This window comes from Nonomuraea zeae (assembly GCF_005889725.1).
Taxonomy (GTDB): Bacteria; Actinomycetota; Actinomycetes; order Streptosporangiales; family Streptosporangiaceae; genus Nonomuraea; species Nonomuraea zeae.
This window is the reverse complement of the sequence record NZ_VCKX01000002.1, coordinates 75,421-91,427: the sequence shown is the minus strand read 5'-3', so window position 1 is coordinate 91,427 and position 16,007 is coordinate 75,421. Positions and strand designations below refer to the sequence as shown.

The 16,007-nt window shown below is 70.1% G+C and carries 21 protein-coding genes; 18 read left to right on the top strand and 3 right to left on the bottom strand.

The window, feature by feature from the left end; genetic code table 11:
- Positions 1 to 8 precede the first annotated feature (8 nt).
- From ETD85_RS01075 to ETD85_RS01070, 3 genes are all read right to left on the bottom strand, one after another.
- On the bottom strand, positions 9 to 3,674 hold the full coding sequence (locus ETD85_RS01075) for an nSTAND1 domain-containing NTPase (protein ID WP_170246448.1): 3,666 nt from the start codon (positions 3,672 to 3,674) through the stop codon (positions 9 to 11).
- A 349-nt stretch (positions 3,675 to 4,023) separates the two neighbouring features.
- Positions 4,024 to 4,179 carry a hypothetical protein gene (locus tag ETD85_RS62805; RefSeq protein ID WP_170246447.1) on the bottom strand — a complete coding sequence of 52 codons (156 nt, stop codon included), beginning with the start codon at positions 4,177 to 4,179 and terminating at the stop codon, positions 4,024 to 4,026.
- Between the two features lie 679 nt (positions 4,180 to 4,858).
- Positions 4,859 to 5,188 (bottom strand): hypothetical protein, encoded by a 330-nt coding sequence (locus ETD85_RS01070; protein ID WP_138687660.1) that lies wholly within the window; start codon positions 5,186 to 5,188, stop codon positions 4,859 to 4,861.
- A gap of 328 nt (positions 5,189 to 5,516) precedes the next feature.
- Here ETD85_RS01070 and ETD85_RS01065 point away from each other — a divergent pair, with 328 nt between their 5' ends.
- The 18 genes from ETD85_RS01065 to ETD85_RS00985 all read left to right on the top strand — a co-directional run bounded on the left by ETD85_RS01065 (position 5,517) and on the right by ETD85_RS00985 (position 15,987).
- Positions 5,517 to 5,786 carry a hypothetical protein gene (locus tag ETD85_RS01065; RefSeq protein ID WP_138687659.1) on the top strand — a complete coding sequence of 90 codons (270 nt, stop codon included), beginning with the start codon at positions 5,517 to 5,519 and terminating at the stop codon, positions 5,784 to 5,786.
- Positions 5,783 to 6,034, top strand: coding sequence for a helix-turn-helix domain-containing protein (locus tag ETD85_RS01060; protein WP_138687658.1), 252 nt, complete (start codon positions 5,783 to 5,785; stop codon positions 6,032 to 6,034). The genes ETD85_RS01065 and ETD85_RS01060 overlap by 4 nt, the downstream gene beginning before the upstream one ends.
- An 86-nt stretch (positions 6,035 to 6,120) precedes the next feature.
- On the top strand, positions 6,121 to 6,960 hold the full coding sequence (locus ETD85_RS01055) for a hypothetical protein (protein WP_138687657.1): 840 nt from the start codon (positions 6,121 to 6,123) through the stop codon (positions 6,958 to 6,960).
- A complete protein-coding gene (locus tag ETD85_RS01050; protein WP_138687656.1) occupies positions 6,957 to 7,562 on the top strand; it encodes a hypothetical protein in 606 nt (201 codons plus the stop codon). The genes ETD85_RS01055 and ETD85_RS01050 overlap by 4 nt, the downstream gene beginning before the upstream one ends.
- Positions 7,559 to 8,194, top strand: coding sequence for a hypothetical protein (locus tag ETD85_RS01045; RefSeq protein ID WP_138687655.1), 636 nt, complete (start codon positions 7,559 to 7,561; stop codon positions 8,192 to 8,194). The genes ETD85_RS01050 and ETD85_RS01045 overlap by 4 nt, the downstream gene beginning before the upstream one ends.
- Positions 8,191 to 9,051: a PD-(D/E)XK nuclease-like domain-containing protein gene (locus tag ETD85_RS01040; protein ID WP_138687654.1), complete on the top strand. Its 861-nt coding sequence runs from the start codon at positions 8,191 to 8,193 to the stop codon at positions 9,049 to 9,051. The genes ETD85_RS01045 and ETD85_RS01040 overlap by 4 nt, the downstream gene beginning before the upstream one ends.
- Positions 9,048 to 10,187 (top strand): hypothetical protein, encoded by a 1,140-nt coding sequence (locus tag ETD85_RS01035; protein WP_206058007.1) that lies wholly within the window; start codon positions 9,048 to 9,050, stop codon positions 10,185 to 10,187. The genes ETD85_RS01040 and ETD85_RS01035 overlap by 4 nt, the downstream gene beginning before the upstream one ends.
- Positions 10,184 to 10,459 (top strand): hypothetical protein, encoded by a 276-nt coding sequence (locus ETD85_RS01030; protein ID WP_138687653.1) that lies wholly within the window; start codon positions 10,184 to 10,186, stop codon positions 10,457 to 10,459. Before ETD85_RS01035 ends, ETD85_RS01030 begins: the two co-directional genes overlap by 4 nt.
- Positions 10,456 to 11,169, top strand: a complete 714-nt coding sequence (locus ETD85_RS01025) for a DUF6197 family protein (protein WP_138687652.1) — start codon at positions 10,456 to 10,458, stop codon at positions 11,167 to 11,169. Before ETD85_RS01030 ends, ETD85_RS01025 begins: the two co-directional genes overlap by 4 nt.
- Positions 11,169 to 11,423, top strand: coding sequence for a hypothetical protein (locus tag ETD85_RS01020; RefSeq protein WP_138687651.1), 255 nt, complete (start codon positions 11,169 to 11,171; stop codon positions 11,421 to 11,423). The genes ETD85_RS01025 and ETD85_RS01020 overlap by 1 nt, the downstream gene beginning before the upstream one ends.
- Positions 11,420 to 12,052: a hypothetical protein gene (locus ETD85_RS01015; RefSeq protein WP_138687650.1), complete on the top strand. Its 633-nt coding sequence runs from the start codon at positions 11,420 to 11,422 to the stop codon at positions 12,050 to 12,052. Before ETD85_RS01020 ends, ETD85_RS01015 begins: the two co-directional genes overlap by 4 nt.
- Positions 12,049 to 12,495: a helix-turn-helix domain-containing protein gene (locus ETD85_RS01010; protein WP_138687649.1), complete on the top strand. Its 447-nt coding sequence runs from the start codon at positions 12,049 to 12,051 to the stop codon at positions 12,493 to 12,495. The genes ETD85_RS01015 and ETD85_RS01010 overlap by 4 nt, the downstream gene beginning before the upstream one ends.
- Positions 12,492 to 12,923, top strand: a complete 432-nt coding sequence (locus ETD85_RS01005) for a WhiB family transcriptional regulator (protein ID WP_138687648.1) — start codon at positions 12,492 to 12,494, stop codon at positions 12,921 to 12,923. Before ETD85_RS01010 ends, ETD85_RS01005 begins: the two co-directional genes overlap by 4 nt.
- Positions 12,920 to 13,402: a MazG-like family protein gene (locus ETD85_RS01000; RefSeq protein ID WP_138687647.1), complete on the top strand. Its 483-nt coding sequence runs from the start codon at positions 12,920 to 12,922 to the stop codon at positions 13,400 to 13,402. The genes ETD85_RS01005 and ETD85_RS01000 overlap by 4 nt, the downstream gene beginning before the upstream one ends.
- Entirely contained in the window at positions 13,399 to 13,662 is a 264-nt protein-coding gene (locus ETD85_RS62800) for a hypothetical protein (RefSeq protein ID WP_170246446.1), read from the top strand. The genes ETD85_RS01000 and ETD85_RS62800 overlap by 4 nt, the downstream gene beginning before the upstream one ends.
- Positions 13,659 to 14,762, top strand: coding sequence for a DNA polymerase III subunit beta (locus tag ETD85_RS00995; RefSeq protein ID WP_170246445.1), 1,104 nt, complete (start codon positions 13,659 to 13,661; stop codon positions 14,760 to 14,762). Before ETD85_RS62800 ends, ETD85_RS00995 begins: the two co-directional genes overlap by 4 nt.
- The gene (locus ETD85_RS00990; RefSeq protein WP_138687645.1) at positions 14,759 to 15,454 is read left to right on the top strand and encodes an SLOG family protein; all 696 of its coding nucleotides are present in this window, start codon (positions 14,759 to 14,761) and stop codon (positions 15,452 to 15,454) included. The genes ETD85_RS00995 and ETD85_RS00990 overlap by 4 nt, the downstream gene beginning before the upstream one ends.
- Positions 15,451 to 15,987, top strand: coding sequence for a hypothetical protein (locus ETD85_RS00985; protein WP_138687644.1), 537 nt, complete (start codon positions 15,451 to 15,453; stop codon positions 15,985 to 15,987). Before ETD85_RS00990 ends, ETD85_RS00985 begins: the two co-directional genes overlap by 4 nt.
- Positions 15,988 to 16,007: the final 20 nt, after the last annotated feature.

Here is a 16,007-nt window from a genome sequence, read left to right as displayed (position 1 = left end):
GGTGCAGGTCAGGAGTCCGGGCCGAGATGGCTGCGGCGTTCTTCCGCGGTCAGCTCGCGGGTACGGCGTGATCTGGCCAGTTCGAGCACCGTTCCGGCCGGGCCGCACACCTCGCAGGCGCGGGTCCGGACGAGGCTGCCGCCCAGACCGGTCCCCAGCGAGCGACCGAGGAAGATCTGCGGGCTCAACCCCCTGACGATCCGCGTACCGTCGGGGCTGAACGCCGCGAGACCGCCGGTCGCGCCCCAGCCGGTCAGCTCCAGCGGCTCGCCGCCGCCTGCCGCCCGCCAGAGCCGCAGGTGGCCCGCGGGTTCGTTGGTGACCAGCCAGGTGCCGTCAGGGCTGAAATTCACTTTGCGGACGGTGCTCTCGGCGCCGTACAGCACGTCCGCGGGCTCGCCCCGGCCGTCGATGTCCCAGAGCCGGATGGCGCCGTCCGCGGCCGCGGCGGCCAGCCGCAGCCCGTCCGGGCTGAAGGCGAGGCCCGTGATGTCCTCCGCATGGCCGCGGAGGATCTTCGGCTCGCTCTTGCCGGTCAGGTCCCAGACGACGACGGTGTGATCGTCACGGGCGTCGGCCAGCTTCATGCCGTCCGCGCTGAGTGCCACATCGCCGTCGGCGCGACCGGTGGGCCGGGCCTGCCAGCCGGTGACCGCGGTCAGCCCGCCGGTCGGGGAGATCTGCCACACCTGCGGCTCGGTGCCGTAGGCGCCCGCGACGATCCGCTTTCCGTCGGCGCTGAACACCAGGCCGATCGGGAGGCCGCGGAGGGACGCGGGTGTGGTGACCGGCGCGCCGGCGGTGGTGAGGTCCCACAGGCTGAGGGTCCCGGCCCGGCCGATGCCCGCCATCCGCCGGCCGTCAGGGCTCAGCGCGACGAGGTAGCCGCTGTCACGCGGGCCGCGCACCTCGGCCGGGGTGGTGCCGCTCCATAGCTTGATACGGACGTCCTGCGGGCTGAGGAGTGAAGTCGGCCCTGCGCTGACCGCCACCGTGCTCGTGTCAGCGCTGAACGCCAGCGGCCTGCCCTCGCTCGGTGCCGGGTCGCCCACCGTGACGTCCCACGTCCGCAGGGAACCGTCCGCATCGACGCTGACCAATGACTTCCCGTCCGGGGTGAACGCCGCCCCGCGCGGATTCCCCTTCGGGCTGCGCAACACCAGTGGGTCGGCGTCGCTGCCCGTCGTCCAGACGCGGATCACGCCGTCGGCACCGTAGGTCGCCAGACGATCCCCGTCCGCGGTGAACACCAGGCCGTTCAGCTTCGGTGCGTGGCCGGCCAGCTCGATCTGCGGGACCCAGTCGCCGGCCGGCGTCTCCGTCGCGTCCCAGACACGGGGAACGTCGCCTTCGACGGTCGCGACCCATGGTCCACGCGGGCTCACGGCCACCTGCTCCGGCTCGCCGCGCGTGGCCGTGCGCTGCAGAACGGGCCGGTCCCGGGTCATGTCCCACAGTCGCAGCGGCGATCCGTTGCCCCCGGTGGCGAGCAGCCGGCCGCTGGGGCTGAACGCGACGCTCCTGACCGCGCGGCCAGGGACACTGAGCTTGACGGGCTTGGAGCGTCCCGGATTCCAGATGCGCACGCCGTCGTTGTGCGCGCTCGCCACCCTGCCCTCCCGGTTGACGCTGACGCCGTTGACGCTACCGTCAACGGTCCCCAGAACCACGGGTGGAGCGCTTGACGCCAGGTCCCACAGCACCAGTTCGCCCCGGGGGCCTCCGGTGACGAGCTGCCGGCCGTCCCCGCTGAACGCGGCGCTCTGGATACCGTCCGTCCGATCCGCCTGGAGCGCAGGGCCGGCCCGGCGCGGTGCGGCACCGTCCAGGCTCCAGATCTCCAGGCCGGCCGGGCCCGCGCCGGCGCCCCAGACCGCGATCTTCCGGCCATCCGGGGTGGCCGTCATTCCCGTGACCCGGCGCAGGCCGACCGGGGTGGAGCCGCGCAGCCGGGAGTCCGCAGTGGCCTGGCGGAGCACGAGGTCGGCCTCCGGAGTGGGCTCCCCCTCGTACGCCTCGATCGCCAGCAGCAACGCCAGTTCCGGGTCTTGCTGGAGCTGGCGGCGCGCTTCGGCGGCCAGCCGTACCGAGGCGGCACGGTCGCGCTCGACGTCCCGGTTGCTTACCTGGACCAGGACGAGCGCGGCCAGCACGATGACCGCGGCGGCGGCGACCGGCAGCCCGCCGAAGGCGAGACGGGTCCGGCGGCGGGCTCGGTCGCGCTCGGCCGCGTTCGAGTGGCAGGCCGCCAGGAAGGTTCGCTCCAGCTCGTTCAGCGGCACGAAGCTCGCCTCGCCGTCCCAGAGGGCGAGGCGGGTGCCGCGGTACAGGTAGTCCTCGCCGCGCCCGTTGCGGTCCCACTCGGCCGCGTCAGACGTGAGCCGCTGGTGCCGCAGAAGGGTCTCACGGTCGGCGGCGAGCCATTCCCGCAGCCGGGGCCAGCCGGTGAGGAGCGCTTCATGCGCGATGTCGACCAGGTCCTGGTCCACGACGATGAGCCTGGCGGCGGCGAGCCGGTCGAGGACCGCGTCCAGCTCGCCGGCGGGTCCGATACCGGCGAGCTCGTCCCGGTCGAGACCGCGGCGGGTGTCGGAGCTGCCCGAGCCCAGGGCGACGAGCCGCAGCAGCACGGCGCGGAGCAGCTCCCGCTGGTCGGCCTCCAGATCGGCGTACAGGTGCTCGGCGGTCCGCGCGATCGCACCGGACACGCCGCCCACGGCCCGGTAGTCCGCCAGCGCCAGCGTGTCTCCCTGCTGCCTGCTCCACGTTTCGCGCAACGCGTGCGCGACCATCGGGAGCGCCCCCTTCTGCTCGGCGGCCTCGGCCACCATGGTGACCACCAGATCCGGGTCCACGCTCAGCCCCGCCCGGGCGGCGGGTTCGGTGATGATGGCGCGCATCTCCTGCTCGGACATGGGCCCGACCGGCAGGTGAACGCTGTCGAGGAGGGCTGCGGCCAGACCGGGATGCGACATGCAGCGCTCGTAGAAGTCGGTGCGGATCCCGATCACCAGCGCCGGGCCGTCCTGACCGCTGACGAGCTCGCTCAGCGCGTCGAGGAAGCCGGCGCGTTCCCGCTCGTCGGCGCAGAGCGTGAACGTCTCCTCGAACTGGTCCACGATCATCACGGCGGCGCCGTCCGCGTCGGAGGCGTGCAGCCGGGACAGCGGGTGCGCGCCCGGAGTGAGCAACGTGACGGTAGTTCCGCCGGCGGCCAGCCGCGCGGCCAGCCCCGCCCGCAGCAATGAGGACTTGCCGCTGCCGGTGGCCCCGCGGACCACCGTCAGCGGTCCCTGCTTCACGGCCTTCAGCAGGACCTCGAGAAGGTCGTCCCGGCCGAAGAACAGGTCGGCGGCGTCGACGTCCAGCGGAAGCAGGCCGGGGTAAGGGCAACGGCGCTGCGACCGCTCGATTTCGGCGGCGACCAGCTGCCACTTCCGCTCCCATTCGGCGGGGTCGCCACCGCACGCGGCGGCGTACGCCAGTGTCGCCTCAAGAGTGGGCAGCCGCGTCCCGGTGGCCGCCTCGGCGAGGGTGCTCCGCGAGAAATGCGCGCGCTCCGCGAGTACGCGGTAGCTCGGTCGCCCGGCCTCGTCCCTCAGCTGGCGCAACTCCCAGGCGAGCCTTTCGACGGGACCGGCCGACGGATCGACCGGCTGCTCGGGCCGCCCCAATGTGCATTCACCTCTCGTTGTCCGGAGTCTTCGCCGCGTTGTCCTGGACCCACCGAGGGCTATTTCGGACATCCCTGGGCCGCCTTAGACCTTAGATCTCCAGCACGACACGAGGGGGCAAATGATGAGATTTCACGTACTGGGATCCTTGGAGGTCCACACGGGGGATGGAGCCGTCGACGCCTACGTGAACCGGGCCGGGCTCCTGCGCGGCCTGGGCGACAGGGTCCACGTCCGGCGCGACGTCGGGGCCGGACGGACGCTCGTACCCTCCGATCCCCGCCTGCTGTGCCTGCGCGGCCGGCTCCTGGCCGGGGACCACGACATTCCGGCTGCTGCGGCGGCCCTGTCAGCCGCGGTCGCAGCCGGTTCCAGGCGGGCCGAGGCGTCCCGCGATGCGTCGGCCGACCAGGACGGAGACCTGGACGCCCCCGCCCAGTTCTCCGACGTCCACGCGGACGTTGCCGTGGACGTTGCCGCGGACGTTGCCGCGGTTGCGGACCACCTCGGAGGACGGCGGGGGCCGGCCGGGCGGCCTGGTCGTAGCCGTTCGGCGCCTCGGTCAGGCGCCCGAGGTCCCGGTGGAGGGCAGTGCGCTCGAAAGAGGCGCGTGACTCGTTCGGGGTCGACGGTGACGACCGCGGTGTAGTCGCCGATGGCCTGCTCGTGGTCGCCGGACCGAGCCCGGGCACGACCTGGTGCATAGGCGTCCAGCGTCCACGGAGATGGCTTCACGTCGGGGACGATCACGCGCCTTCGGGCCATCCCCGCGCGGGGATGGCCCGAAGGTGACCACTCGGGGCCGGTGATCGCCAAAGGTGCCCAGACGAGAACACCATCTTCGGCGACAGCCGGCGCGGGTAGAGAGTCCTAGTGCGTTGGCTCCCATCGACTTCCAGACATGAGAAAAGGGCCCTTGGATTGCTCCAAAGACCCTTCCCACCTGGATCTTCCTGGTGGAGATGAGGGGATTCGAACCCCTGACCCCTTCGATGCGAACGAAGACAGACGCACAGGTGAGTGTGACTCATAAGTGCTGCTACCTGCGAAAACGGTCGAATAATGTCGGCCGGTGTCGACCGTTGTCGGTCGATCGCAACGCACGACTGACGCACAATCATGCGTCCTGGGGTCACCACGGACAGTAAGAAGCGGGGTGCCGACGGCACCCCGCTTCGCTGTTTTCAGGAGGGACGGCGGAGCTCGGTGACCCTCGCGGCCGGACGCTCGTCGGCGTCGTCGTCGGCCCGCAGCGCGCGGAGCATGCGGATCAGCGTCTTCTTGTGGCCGTCCTCGATGCCCTCGATCTCCCAGATCTTCTGCTCCTGGGGATTGGCGTACTGCGGAGTGGTCTGCGGCGGTTCCAGTGGCCGCGCCGGCAGTTCGTCGGGCTCGGCCTGACCGGCGAAGATGAGCATCTCTCCGAGGGAGTAGCCGAGGGCTTTGCCCATGCGCCTCAGGCCGTCGATCTCGACACCGCGTCCCTCGTTGAGGACGCGGTTGAGCACGGACACGTGGATCTCCGTCTCGCGCGCGAACCGGCTCTGACCTCCCTTTGCGAGGTCGTAGCCACGTCGCGTCAGCTCGCTGCGTAGCCAAACGCCTAGCGGACCAGCGATTTTGCCCACGAGCAAAGATGATACCGCCCTGACCTCAGATAGCGATACTGCCTGGTCGGCGAGCGAATTCTGAACGTTTGGGTTTACCCACGTGAAAGCCCAGATTTGCCTCCAAAAAATCTTGAGGCCGACACATTGCTTTGTTGTACAGCAAAGCCTATGTTCTGTCTATGACTTTGTTGCACAACAAAGTTTGCTTCGTCATTCACCACAGGAGGCACAGATGTCGCGACGCGTGACGCGATACGCGAAGCTCCGCCGCGGCCCCTTCGAGACCCTCGCTGCCGAGCACGGCCTCACCTCCCAGAGCGCGCAGGCCAGAGAGATCGGCGTCATCACGTCCGAACACCACCGCGCCCTCAACGGCCAGCAGCAAGAGATCAGCGGCTTCTACGTGATCGGAGTCCTGCACGCCGTCGGCACCCCCGACGTCAAGAAGCTGCTCAGCCACCTCTTCGACACCGGACACGAGCGCGAATCGGTGGCCTCGTGAAGCGCGCCGGCAAGGCGACCGCCACCAAGCAGCAGCCCGACAGCCAGATGCCCCTGCTGCTGACCATCCCCGAAACCTGCAGGCTGCTCGGCCTCAAGAGCAGGGACGCCGTCTACAGCCGCATCCGCAGCGGACGGCTCCGAGCCGTCGACATGGCCGAGGAAGGCAGCACAAAAACGCTCCTGCGTGTGCCGCTGGATGCCGTCCACGACTACATCCGCAGCCTGCCACCCGTCCACAACCCCTGACCTCACGCCGCAGGGCCCACCCGTCGCGACCGGATGAGCCCCGCGCACGACCCGCCATCCCCTACTCGATCAAGGGACCGCAAGTCATGACCATCATCGCAACTCTCCCCGACGGCCAGAAGCACGCTGGTCTGTTGACCGACTTCGACGTGATGGACCTCGCCGAGGCCATCCGCAACGTCGTCCGCTGGAACTGCGACAGCCTCAACCCTCGCGACCGGCAGGCACTGGCCCTGGTCACCTACTGGAACGAACTCGGCAGAGACGACTGCATCCTGCTTGCCGCAATCGTCAAGGGCGACCTGCTGCTGCCGCTGAACAACCGGGCGTCCGACCGCCTGCTCAACCTGTCCGGACAGCTCCCCCACGTGGGCGAGGACGTGCAACACGCCTGGCTGGCCGCGCACGACGCCGCCGCCCTGCACCGCGTCGCCGACGGCAAGGCGTGGCCCGAAGACATGTGGATCGTGCACCGCCTCGCGTCCAGCGCGCCCAGCACGTCCGACATCACCGACGTCGAGCGGGCCGCGATGCAGGAAATCGACTGGGATCGCATGCTCGGCCGGTGCGCAACGATGGTTCTGCGCCAGTTCGCCGACCGGCTGATCGCTGGGGCGCCCAAGCCTGCCGTGCCGCCGTGCCAGCACGCCGACGAGCGGCCCGACCTGGCGCACGTCGAACACTCCATCACCGTCGAGCCCATCACGCCCGAGCTGCGGCGCGACAGCGACCTGCCCGACGAGGCCACGCTCGTGGTTGTTGAGAGGCACCACGGTCGCCTCGCCAAGGTGTGCAGCAGCACCGACGCGGAGGTCTCCGACTACGTCTCGTGGGGTTACAAGATCACCATCGAGGACGTGGCGCGCGGCATAGCGAAGACGTACGGCGCCACCTACGTCGAGACCGCCTCGGCGGTGTCGGCGTGAACTCCTCACAGGCGTTCTGGATCGATGCCGACCACGACCGCGAGATGGCCAGCGATGGGCGATCTCGGTACGGGCACTACGTGCGCGACCGCGCCGAGCGCTTCCGCGAGGCCTGGGATTTGGAAGAGTCACGACCGGCGCGCTTCGCGGCCACCGCGTGGCGCGTCGCCACCGGCCCGATCATGGCACCCGGCTACGTCCGTCGGAACCCCCGGCTGCTGTCGGGCCAGGTCGAAGTCAACGACTGGGACGGATCGCTGGTCGGTATGGCCTCCCTGGTCACGCCTTGGCCCTTGCCATTGGCATCCTCCCGCGACTGGCGGGCCGACGGGACGTGGTGGCGTGACTGGCCCACCGAAACGATCTGGGGTTCCGACACCGTCCGTTATCTGGATCCCAGTGGCGAGGACCTCAGCCGCGGCCAGCGCTTCCTGATGGCCAGTGCCGCTCTGGTGTTCCCACTGCCCACACAGCCGCTCCCGGCACTGCCACCTGCCCCGGCCCCGGATCTGGCCGCGCAGGCCCGCGCCTACGTCGAGGTCCTGGTGGCCGAAATGAACCGCGTCGTCGCCCCTGTACTCGACACCTTGGAGCGGTCATGAGCGAGACGTGGCGCAAGGCGCTACAGGAATCCGTATGGGCTCTCGGTCGCGCGGCTGACGAGTTCAGGCACGCGCTGTCCCTGGCTCAATCGGCGTACTGGGGCGTCCAGCTGGACCGGATCCGTCCCGTGGACGGCCAGGTGAAGGTCGCTCACAGCGGATACGTCAGCGACGACAGGCCGCACGACCAGGCCATGTTCAGGATCACCGGCCTGTACGAGACGCTCACCTGGGACCTGCAGGAGGAGTACGAGCGAGCCGCGCTCGTCTACGCCAACGGCGCCACGTGGGCCGCCAGGCGGGTCATCGCCGGAGAAACGCCCGCCGCCGTCGCCATGACCAGCGAGGACGGCAAATGGCACGTCGACTACCGCGAGCCGATCACGCAGCACCTCACCCGATGGAATCGGCACGCCGAGTACGAGCGAGCCGAGAAACTCCTGATCGCCCGCGAAAACGACGCCGCCCTCGCCGCAGACCTGGCCGGACAGGAACACCTGGCGGAGCACGAGGCCAGCGAGATGCATGACGCCATGCAGGCCGCGGACGGGCTCGGCGATGCCGCGTTCGCGTTCGGCCGACTGGCTGAGCACGCGCTGATGTTCACGCTCAACGTGCTGAGGCCGTCGTGACGATCGCCAGCCTCGACCGGCTCGGTGCTGGCGTCCACGACATCGACGAGCGGGCCTACCATGCCGATCCAGTCACGGGCGGCAGCCTGTCCAGCACCGGCGCCCGCACGCTGGTCCAACCCGCTGGCCCTGCCCGGTTCCGCTGGGAGCAGGATCACCCGGCGCCGCCGAAACGCGAGTGGGAACTCGGTCACGCCGCCCACAAGCTGGTGCTCGGCGTCGGGCCCGAATTCCAGATCATCGACGCTCCCGACTACAGGACCAGGAAGGCGCAGCAGGCGCGCAACGCCGCGTACGACGCCGGGCTCGTACCGCTGCTCACCCGCGAACATGACCAGGTGCAGGCCATGGCCGACGCCATCCGCCAGCACCCCGTCGCCTCCGCGCTGTTCAACCCGGCGCGCGGCGCCGCCGAGCAGACGCTGATCTGGCAGGACCCGGAAACGGGGGTGTGGCGGCGGGCCCGCCCGGACTGGCTGCCCCACCTGTACAACGGCCGGCTGATCCTCGGCGACTACAAGACCACGACGAACGCCGCCCGCGAGGCCATCCGCAAGACGATCGCCAACTTTCGCTACCACCAGCAGCAGGCCTGGTACGTCGATGGCGTACGCGACCTCGGCCTCGCCCAGGACGTCGCCTTCATCTTCATCTTCCAGGAGAAGCACGCGCCCTTCCTGATCCACATCGTGCAGCTCGACAACGCAGCCGAGGACTCCGGCCGCGAGGAGAACCGGCGAGCCCTGCGGCTGTACGCACACTGCGCTGCCACCGGCGTCTGGCCCGGCTACAACCCCGAGATCACCCTCATCGACCTGCCGCCATGGGCGACCACCTACCCCGAGGAGTGCATGTGAGCAGCAACAACACGCCTGCCACCCTGAACCTCCCGGCACCCGCCCGGGTCGGCCAGGCCACCGCCGTCGAGCAATCCCGCGCGGTCGCCGAGGTGCACGCCGCGATGGTGATGGCCCGGCAGTACCCGCGCAACCTCGACCAGGCCATCGCCGAGATGGAGCGCTCCTGCCGCCAGCCCGCCCTGGCCAAGCGGGCGTTCTTCCGCTACAGCCGCGGCGACGAGACGGTCACGGGCCCAAGCATTCACCTGGCCCGCGAGCTTGCCCGCTGCTGGGGCAACATCCAGCACGGCATCGCTGAGATGTCCCGCGACGACCAGCACGGCCAGTCGGAGATGCAAGCCTTCGCCTGGGACGTCGAGAAGAACTCTCGCGTCTCCTCCACGTTCATCGTCCCCCACAAGCGCGACACCAAGCGGGGCGTCAAGCCGCTGGTGGACATGCGCGACATCTACGAAAACAACACCAACAACGCAGCGCGGCGCGTCCGCGAAGCCATCTTCGCCGTCCTGCCGCCCTGGGTCGTCGAGCGGGCCAAGGACCTGTGCACCGAGACCATCGAGAAGGGCGACGGGACACCGCTCGAGGACCGCGTCGCCGAGGCCATCGCCGCATTCGCCGCCGGCGGCGTCACCCAGGAGCAGCTCGAGCGCAAACTCGACCGGCCTGCGGACCGGTGGAAGGCGCAGGACGTCGCCCAGCTCGAAGTCATCTACAACAGCCTGCGCCGCGGCGAGGTCACCAAGGAAGAGGAGTTCCCCACCCAGCCGGTGACCGCCGACGAGATCACCAGCGCTGGCACCGCAGCCGCGGCACCAGCCCCGCCCGAGGCACCCGCCGCCGACAGCCCGCCACCGCCCGCCGAGCCCGGGACCGGTCCCGACCCGGATGGGCAGGAGCCCAGCGCGCCCCCCGTGCAAACGCCGCAGGACACCGAGCAGATCCTGTCGCTGATCGTCGGCGAGTGGGAGAGCCGGGGCGGGACCAGACAGCAGCTCACCAGCATGTTCCGCAAGGCGATGGGCGTCGGCCACCGCGAAGCCACCGCCGACAAGCTGCACACCTTCCTGACGGAACTGAAGGACAGCAAGCACCAGGTCCCCCGCCACGCCCAAGGCGGAGGCCCAGTGACATGACCACCCAGGAACTCGCCTTCGAACCGAAGGCCCAACTGGACCTGGACGCGATCCGCGCCCGCGCCTTCGACATGCGATGGCTCGCCGCCGACGGCGGCGAACCCATGACCGACGAGCCGGCGGTCCTGCGTGGCAGCGACCGCGACGTGCTCGCCCACCTGATCGGCGTCGATGCGCCGGACCTGGTCAACGAGGTGCTCCGCCTCCGCGCCGGTTTCGCCGCCTACCAGGACGCCGTCACCCAGCGCGCCCCCTCTGGAGGCATCCGATGAGTTACTCCCCCGACCGCGCCGTCAGCACCATCCTGTTCAGCGCCGCCCACGACATCGACACCTGGGGTCTCGTCAAAGACGACTTCTACGACAACATCGACGGCGGATACGACGTGTGCGGAGCCATCGCCAACGGCTCCGGGCTCAGCTTCGACGACTGGCACGACCAGCCCACCCCGTGCAGCGACGGCGAGGACCCGGCCGAGCACGCCAGCTGGCTCGTCTCCCGCGCCGCGTCCCTCGCCGCGCTGCGCACCCTCCTCGCGCACGTCTACCCGGATACCCGGCCGGAGGAGATGGGCCGCGACGCGCTCATCGTCAAGGCCGGCGAGTGGAACGACCAGCCCGACCGCACCGAGGCCCAGGTCGTCGCCAAGCTGCGCGAGGTCGCCACAGACACGGTCAAGACGTGGCTGGTCTGGTCGAACGACGCCAGGACCTGGTGGGGGCCGAACGGCTCCAATTGCACCGGCGACCTCTGGGACGCCGGACGGTACACCCGCGAGCAGGCCCTCGAGGCGTGCGGCAGACGCTCCTGGAAGGAAGGCAAACAGCCTCCCGAGGTGATGGTCGCGGCCCCGGAGGACGGGCACGGCGAGCAGCTCACTGTGGAGGAGTTCCGGCACGCCGACCGCTGGATGGAGCTGCGGGTCGAGGACGCCGTCCGCAGGGCCATCGCCGAGCGCACCACCGCAGAGGTGTCCTCCTGATGGCCGCCGAGACTCCGCTGTCGGCCGCCGTCGTCGCCTGTTCCGTGCTCGCCGCGGCCGGGATCGCCTGCTACGTCATCAGGCCCGCCGTCCTCAGGCACCGGGAGCAGCGCATCCGCGCCCTGGCCGACCACGTGCAGCGGGCCCGCAGCGAGGCCGTCTCGCTCACCGTTGACCTGCTGCAGGCCAGGAACCCGGACCTGTGGGACGAGTTCGTCGCCGCGCACACCGAGCCGCGCGGAGGTGCTGCGTGACCACCGCTCACGCGCACGAGGAGGCGCTCCGAGCCGCCCTGCAGGCAGGGGTCGAGTACGTCGACTCGCAGCTGCGCCTCATCGGCCAAGCGCCGCGCGTCTTCGGCTTAGACCTGTCCCTCACCGGCTCTGGGATCGCTTCCTCGAGCGGCTGGTGTGACGTCATCGGACGCGACGGCATCACCACGCTGCCCCTCGCTGACCGCGACGCCGCCATCTACCAGCTCGCGCACGCCATCACCGCCGCCGTCACCCCCACCGCCGACCTCGTGCTCATCGAGGCCCCGGCCTACTCCCGCTCTAACGGCGGCGCGCACGAGCGAGCCGGCCTGTGGTGGCGCGTCGTGCACCGCCTGCTCTGCTGGCAGGTCCCCGTGGTCGAGGTGCTGCCGAACCTGCGCGGCATCTACGCCACCGGCAAGAGCCAGCCGAAGAAGACCGAGGTGGTCGACGCGGTCGCCCGCCGGTGGCCGGTCTGGAAGACCGACGGCGACGACAACGCCGCCGACGCCGTCGTGCTCATGGCCATGGGTCTCGACCACCTCGGCCTCCCGCTCACGGGGATGCCGGTCAAGCACCGCGCCGCGCTGGACAGGGTGGCCTGGCCGGAACTGGCGGTGGCTTCATGACCACCAAGGCGTCCGCCGTCGTCCCCGTAGGGCTGCGCTGCGTGCGCCGGAACCTCGGCCTTGAGCAGCAGTACATCGCCGCGCAGCTCGACGTGGCGGCGAACACGGTCAGCCACTGGGAACACGGCTACGACAACCCGCCCGCCCACCAGATGGTCGCCTACGCCGCTCTCGTCGAGCGGCGCCTCATGGTCGGGCGCGACCGCAGAGGCATGTACGACCTCGCCCGCCTGCTGCCCAACCTGTCGACCTTCCGGCGAGTCCGCAAGCTCACCCAGCAGCAGGTCGCCCACCGCATGCACGTCAGCGTGGCTCGCGTCGGCGTGCTCGAGCGTCGGGCCCGCTACCGCAAGCCGGTCGGCTGGGACTCCGTGGTGAGGTACTTCGCAGCGCTCGACTACGAGATCGGCATCGCCAAGGTGCAGGCGGCGAGGGCCGCATGAAAACGCTGACCGCCCGCCAGCAGGCCCGGCTCGAGTCGGTCGTCCTGCTGCGTCGCAAGAACAAGTCGAACGCGGAGATCGCCGGACGGCTCGGCGTGAGCGAGCGCACTGTCGAACGCTACGCCCAGTTGGCCCGCCAGCAGCCGGTCCAGGTCGAGGGGCCGGGTACCGAACCGAAGGCATGGGAGGCCCGCGGCACCTGCCGCGACCACGACCCCGACATGTTCTTCCTGCCCTGGTATCAGGCCCGGCACCCCGACGTGAAAGCCGCGAAAGCGGTCTGCCGCGGCTGCCCCGTGCTAGAGGACTGCCGCCAGTTCACGATCACACACCCCTGGTGGACCTCCGACGGCATCTGGGCCGCCATGACCCCCTCCGAGCGCCGACGAGCCCACGGCGGCTACCGCTACGAAAGGACCGCAGCGTGAACGCCATACCTCCGGCGGCACTCCAGGCCGCGCAGGACGAGTCCAACACCGAACTCCTGGAGACCCAGGTCCACAGCGCCGACCGGACCGTCGAGCGCATTCTCGCAGCCGCCGCTCCGCACTTCGACCGACAGACGACCACCAGCGACCTGTGGCAGCACGTACGCAACGTGCTGGCCTGGGTGGACGAAGCCAACGCGCGCACCGAGCACGAGGTCGCCATGCGCCTGCTCAAGCTCGTCGAGGAGGCGGGCGAGGTGGCTTCGGCCTACATCGGCATGACCGGCCAGAACCCGCGCAAGGGCATCACCCACACCCACCACGACGTCGCCGGCGAACTGTGCGACGTCGTCGTCACCGCGCTGGTCGCCCTCGCCACCATCACCGGCGACATCGGCGCCGCCCGCATCGCGCTCGCCCAGCACCTCGCCCAGCGCGGCCCCCGCCTCGCCGTCCTCACCGAAGGAGCCTCCGCGTGAACACCACCACCACCAGCACCGACGCTGACGCCGCCGCGACCCGCACCGGATGGCGAGAGTGGATGGGCTGGATCCGCCCCTGGTACGTCGGCGCCGTCATCGGCGGCCAGTTCGAGGGCCACATCTACATCGACTGCGAGCGACTCCTCGCCGTCGAGCCCGAGCCGCGCGAGGGTGCCGGCTGGCTCGACCCCGCGAAGGGCGCAGTCTGCGACTCGTGCAAGGAGCGGCACGGCCGCGGAGAGGAGCCGAAGGCGTGAAGGTCTCCGTCGAGCCGTCCCTGTTCGCCGACCTGGTAGGCCGTGCCGGGCACCATGTCCCGACATCCACCACCGAGCCGATCCTCAAGGGCCTCCTCCTCGAAGCCGCCGACGACACGCTGACCGTCTCGGCGCAGAACCGCGACACCTCGCTGAAGGCCAGCATGCCCGCCGAGGTAGCAGAGCCCGGCCGCGCTCTGCTACCCGGCCGGGTGCTCGGCGAGGCGACCAAGAGCCTGGCCAAGAGCCGCGACTACCTGCAACTGGCGGCGACCGCCGCGGAGTCGACCATCACCTGCGGCACCGCGGTGATGACGATCCGGGCGCTGCCCGCCGACGAGTTTCCCGGGCTGCCCCGGGCCGCAGTCGCCGTCGGGCAGATCGACGCGGGCGACCTGCGCGAGGCCATCGCCCAGGTCGCCTGGGCGTGCAAGCCGGACAAGCCGGCGAAACCCGAGCACGCCGTCATCCGGATCGACATCGACGGCGACACGATCACCTGGGCCGGTGCGGACAACTACCGGATGGCGGCCAGGGTCACCCCGTGGGGTCCCGGCACGCCGGACGCCCAGATGGCCGCTCACGTGCCGGTGCGGGAGTTCCGCGAGGCCGTCAAGGACTTCTCCTCCGGGCCGGTCACGCTCGGCGCGAACGACAACCTCGTGTCGCTGGCCAGCGCGGACCAGACGGCGACGATCCGGCAGTACCAGATCGAGGAGTACGCCGACTACCAGCCGCGCCTCGCCAAGCCGCTCCCCACGACCGTGCGCGTCGAGACCGAAGCCCTGCTCGAGGCGGTCAAGCGGGTGACGCTGTTCACCGAAGGGCTGGGATCCATCAACCTCGACATCCAAGCCGACTGCATCGGAATCCACGCCGGCGACATCTCCCTCATCGGGCGCGGTGCCGACACCGTGGAAGCCCAGCTCGATGGCGACGCCATGCAACTGCGGTTCCAGCCACCGTTCATCATCGAGCCCCTCGCTTCCATCCACACCGAGCACACCGTCATCGGCCTGTCCGCGCCGGGCCGGTACGTCATCCTCGCCTCCACCGACGAGGTGTTCCGGTACCTGGCAGCCCCCTTGAAGCCGCGATGAACAGGCACGCGGACCAGCAGCACACCGTGCCGTGCACCCGCTGCGGCGCCACCCCCACTCGGCTCTACGCGCAAGGCCGCCTCTGCGCCGACCACAGCCCGTCCGCCCTCGCCGGACAGGCCGAGCCAGCCGGCGGGTACTGCGCCCCGGCCAGGCACTATTGCTCGCCGGACGCGCGCTGTGGTGCCTGGGCGGCGCAGCAGCCGCTGTGGCGGGTGCTCGCGACGGGGGGACGTGACCGCGACGACAAGCCGCTCGTCTGGGGCGTCTTCAACGGCATCCGGAAAGAACATCCTCGGCTGGTCGTCGTCCACGGCGCCGCCTACCCCAAGGCGATCCGTGGCCTACGGCCCGACCGGTCGGCTGACTGGCTCATCCACTTGTGGTGCGTCGCCAACAAGATCTACGAGGAAACGCACCCCGCCGACTGGAAGACCTGCTCCACCCCTGATTGCGCCCCCGAGCATCGCAAGCAGCACCGCAGCGGCGGCACCTACTGCCCGGACGCCGGAACCTGGCGCAACGACGAAATGGTGCAACTCCACGCCGACGAATGCGTCGCCTTCCCCGGCCGCGGACCCGGCACCCGCGACTGCATGCGGCGGGCCGGAGCCGCCGGCATCCCCGTACGGCCCATCCCGTGGACCCGGGCCGACCAGAACCCACTCTTCGAGCAGGAGGCCGCATCATGAGAGCCTCCACCCCACCGCCTCTGCAACTTCCCCTGTTCGAAGGCCAGACCCGGCTGCGTTACTGGTTCCAGATACCTAAGGCGGAGCGGAGAGCTCGCTGGCTCGCTGACGCCCACTACTCCAGACAAAAGCCCGGCACGTCGCAGTTCACGCCTCCTGGCCACACCATCGTCCTGCTCAGTCTCGACGGCCGCGGCGTGTTCGCCTGGCATCGCCCCAAGCAGGGCATCAGGTCGATGCACGGGCTCGACGGATGGACATGCACGATCTTCCGCAACGAAGGCGTCGACCTCGGTCAGGGGCCCATCCGGTCCAGCGAACTCATCCTGGACGCCGAACTCATCTTCGCCGAGTTGGGCGTCGACATCGGACCAGACGGGCTGCTCACCTACGTCTGGGACTCCAAGATCAAATCTCCGAATCCCGGCTACTGCTTCAAGAAAGCTGGCTGGAAGGTGGCCGGCAGGTCGACGAGGGGCGAGAAGACGCTGCTGCAAAAGCTCGCCGCCCCCGGCGAGGTGGCCGATGCCTAACTCCACTCACACTACGCCGC

Excerpts from the sequence above, each read along its gene's own strand:
- ETD85_RS01065 (WP_138687659.1), top strand. The coding sequence starts at position 5,517 with ATGTCGCGACGCGTGACGCGATACGCGAAGCTCCGCCGCGGCCCCTTC.
- ETD85_RS01055 (WP_138687657.1), top strand. The coding sequence starts at position 6,121 with ATGACCATCATCGCAACTCTCCCCGACGGCCAGAAGCACGCTGGTCTG.
- ETD85_RS01045 (WP_138687655.1), top strand. The coding sequence starts at position 7,559 with ATGAGCGAGACGTGGCGCAAGGCGCTACAGGAATCCGTATGGGCTCTC.
- ETD85_RS01030 (WP_138687653.1), top strand. The coding sequence starts at position 10,184 with ATGACCACCCAGGAACTCGCCTTCGAACCGAAGGCCCAACTGGACCTG.
- ETD85_RS01025 (WP_138687652.1), top strand. The coding sequence starts at position 10,456 with ATGAGTTACTCCCCCGACCGCGCCGTCAGCACCATCCTGTTCAGCGCC.
- ETD85_RS01020 (WP_138687651.1), top strand. The coding sequence starts at position 11,169 with ATGGCCGCCGAGACTCCGCTGTCGGCCGCCGTCGTCGCCTGTTCCGTG.
- ETD85_RS01010 (WP_138687649.1), top strand. The coding sequence starts at position 12,049 with ATGACCACCAAGGCGTCCGCCGTCGTCCCCGTAGGGCTGCGCTGCGTG.
- ETD85_RS01005 (WP_138687648.1), top strand. The coding sequence starts at position 12,492 with ATGAAAACGCTGACCGCCCGCCAGCAGGCCCGGCTCGAGTCGGTCGTC.
- ETD85_RS00990 (WP_138687645.1), top strand. The coding sequence starts at position 14,759 with ATGAACAGGCACGCGGACCAGCAGCACACCGTGCCGTGCACCCGCTGC.
- ETD85_RS00985 (WP_138687644.1), top strand. The coding sequence starts at position 15,451 with ATGAGAGCCTCCACCCCACCGCCTCTGCAACTTCCCCTGTTCGAAGGC.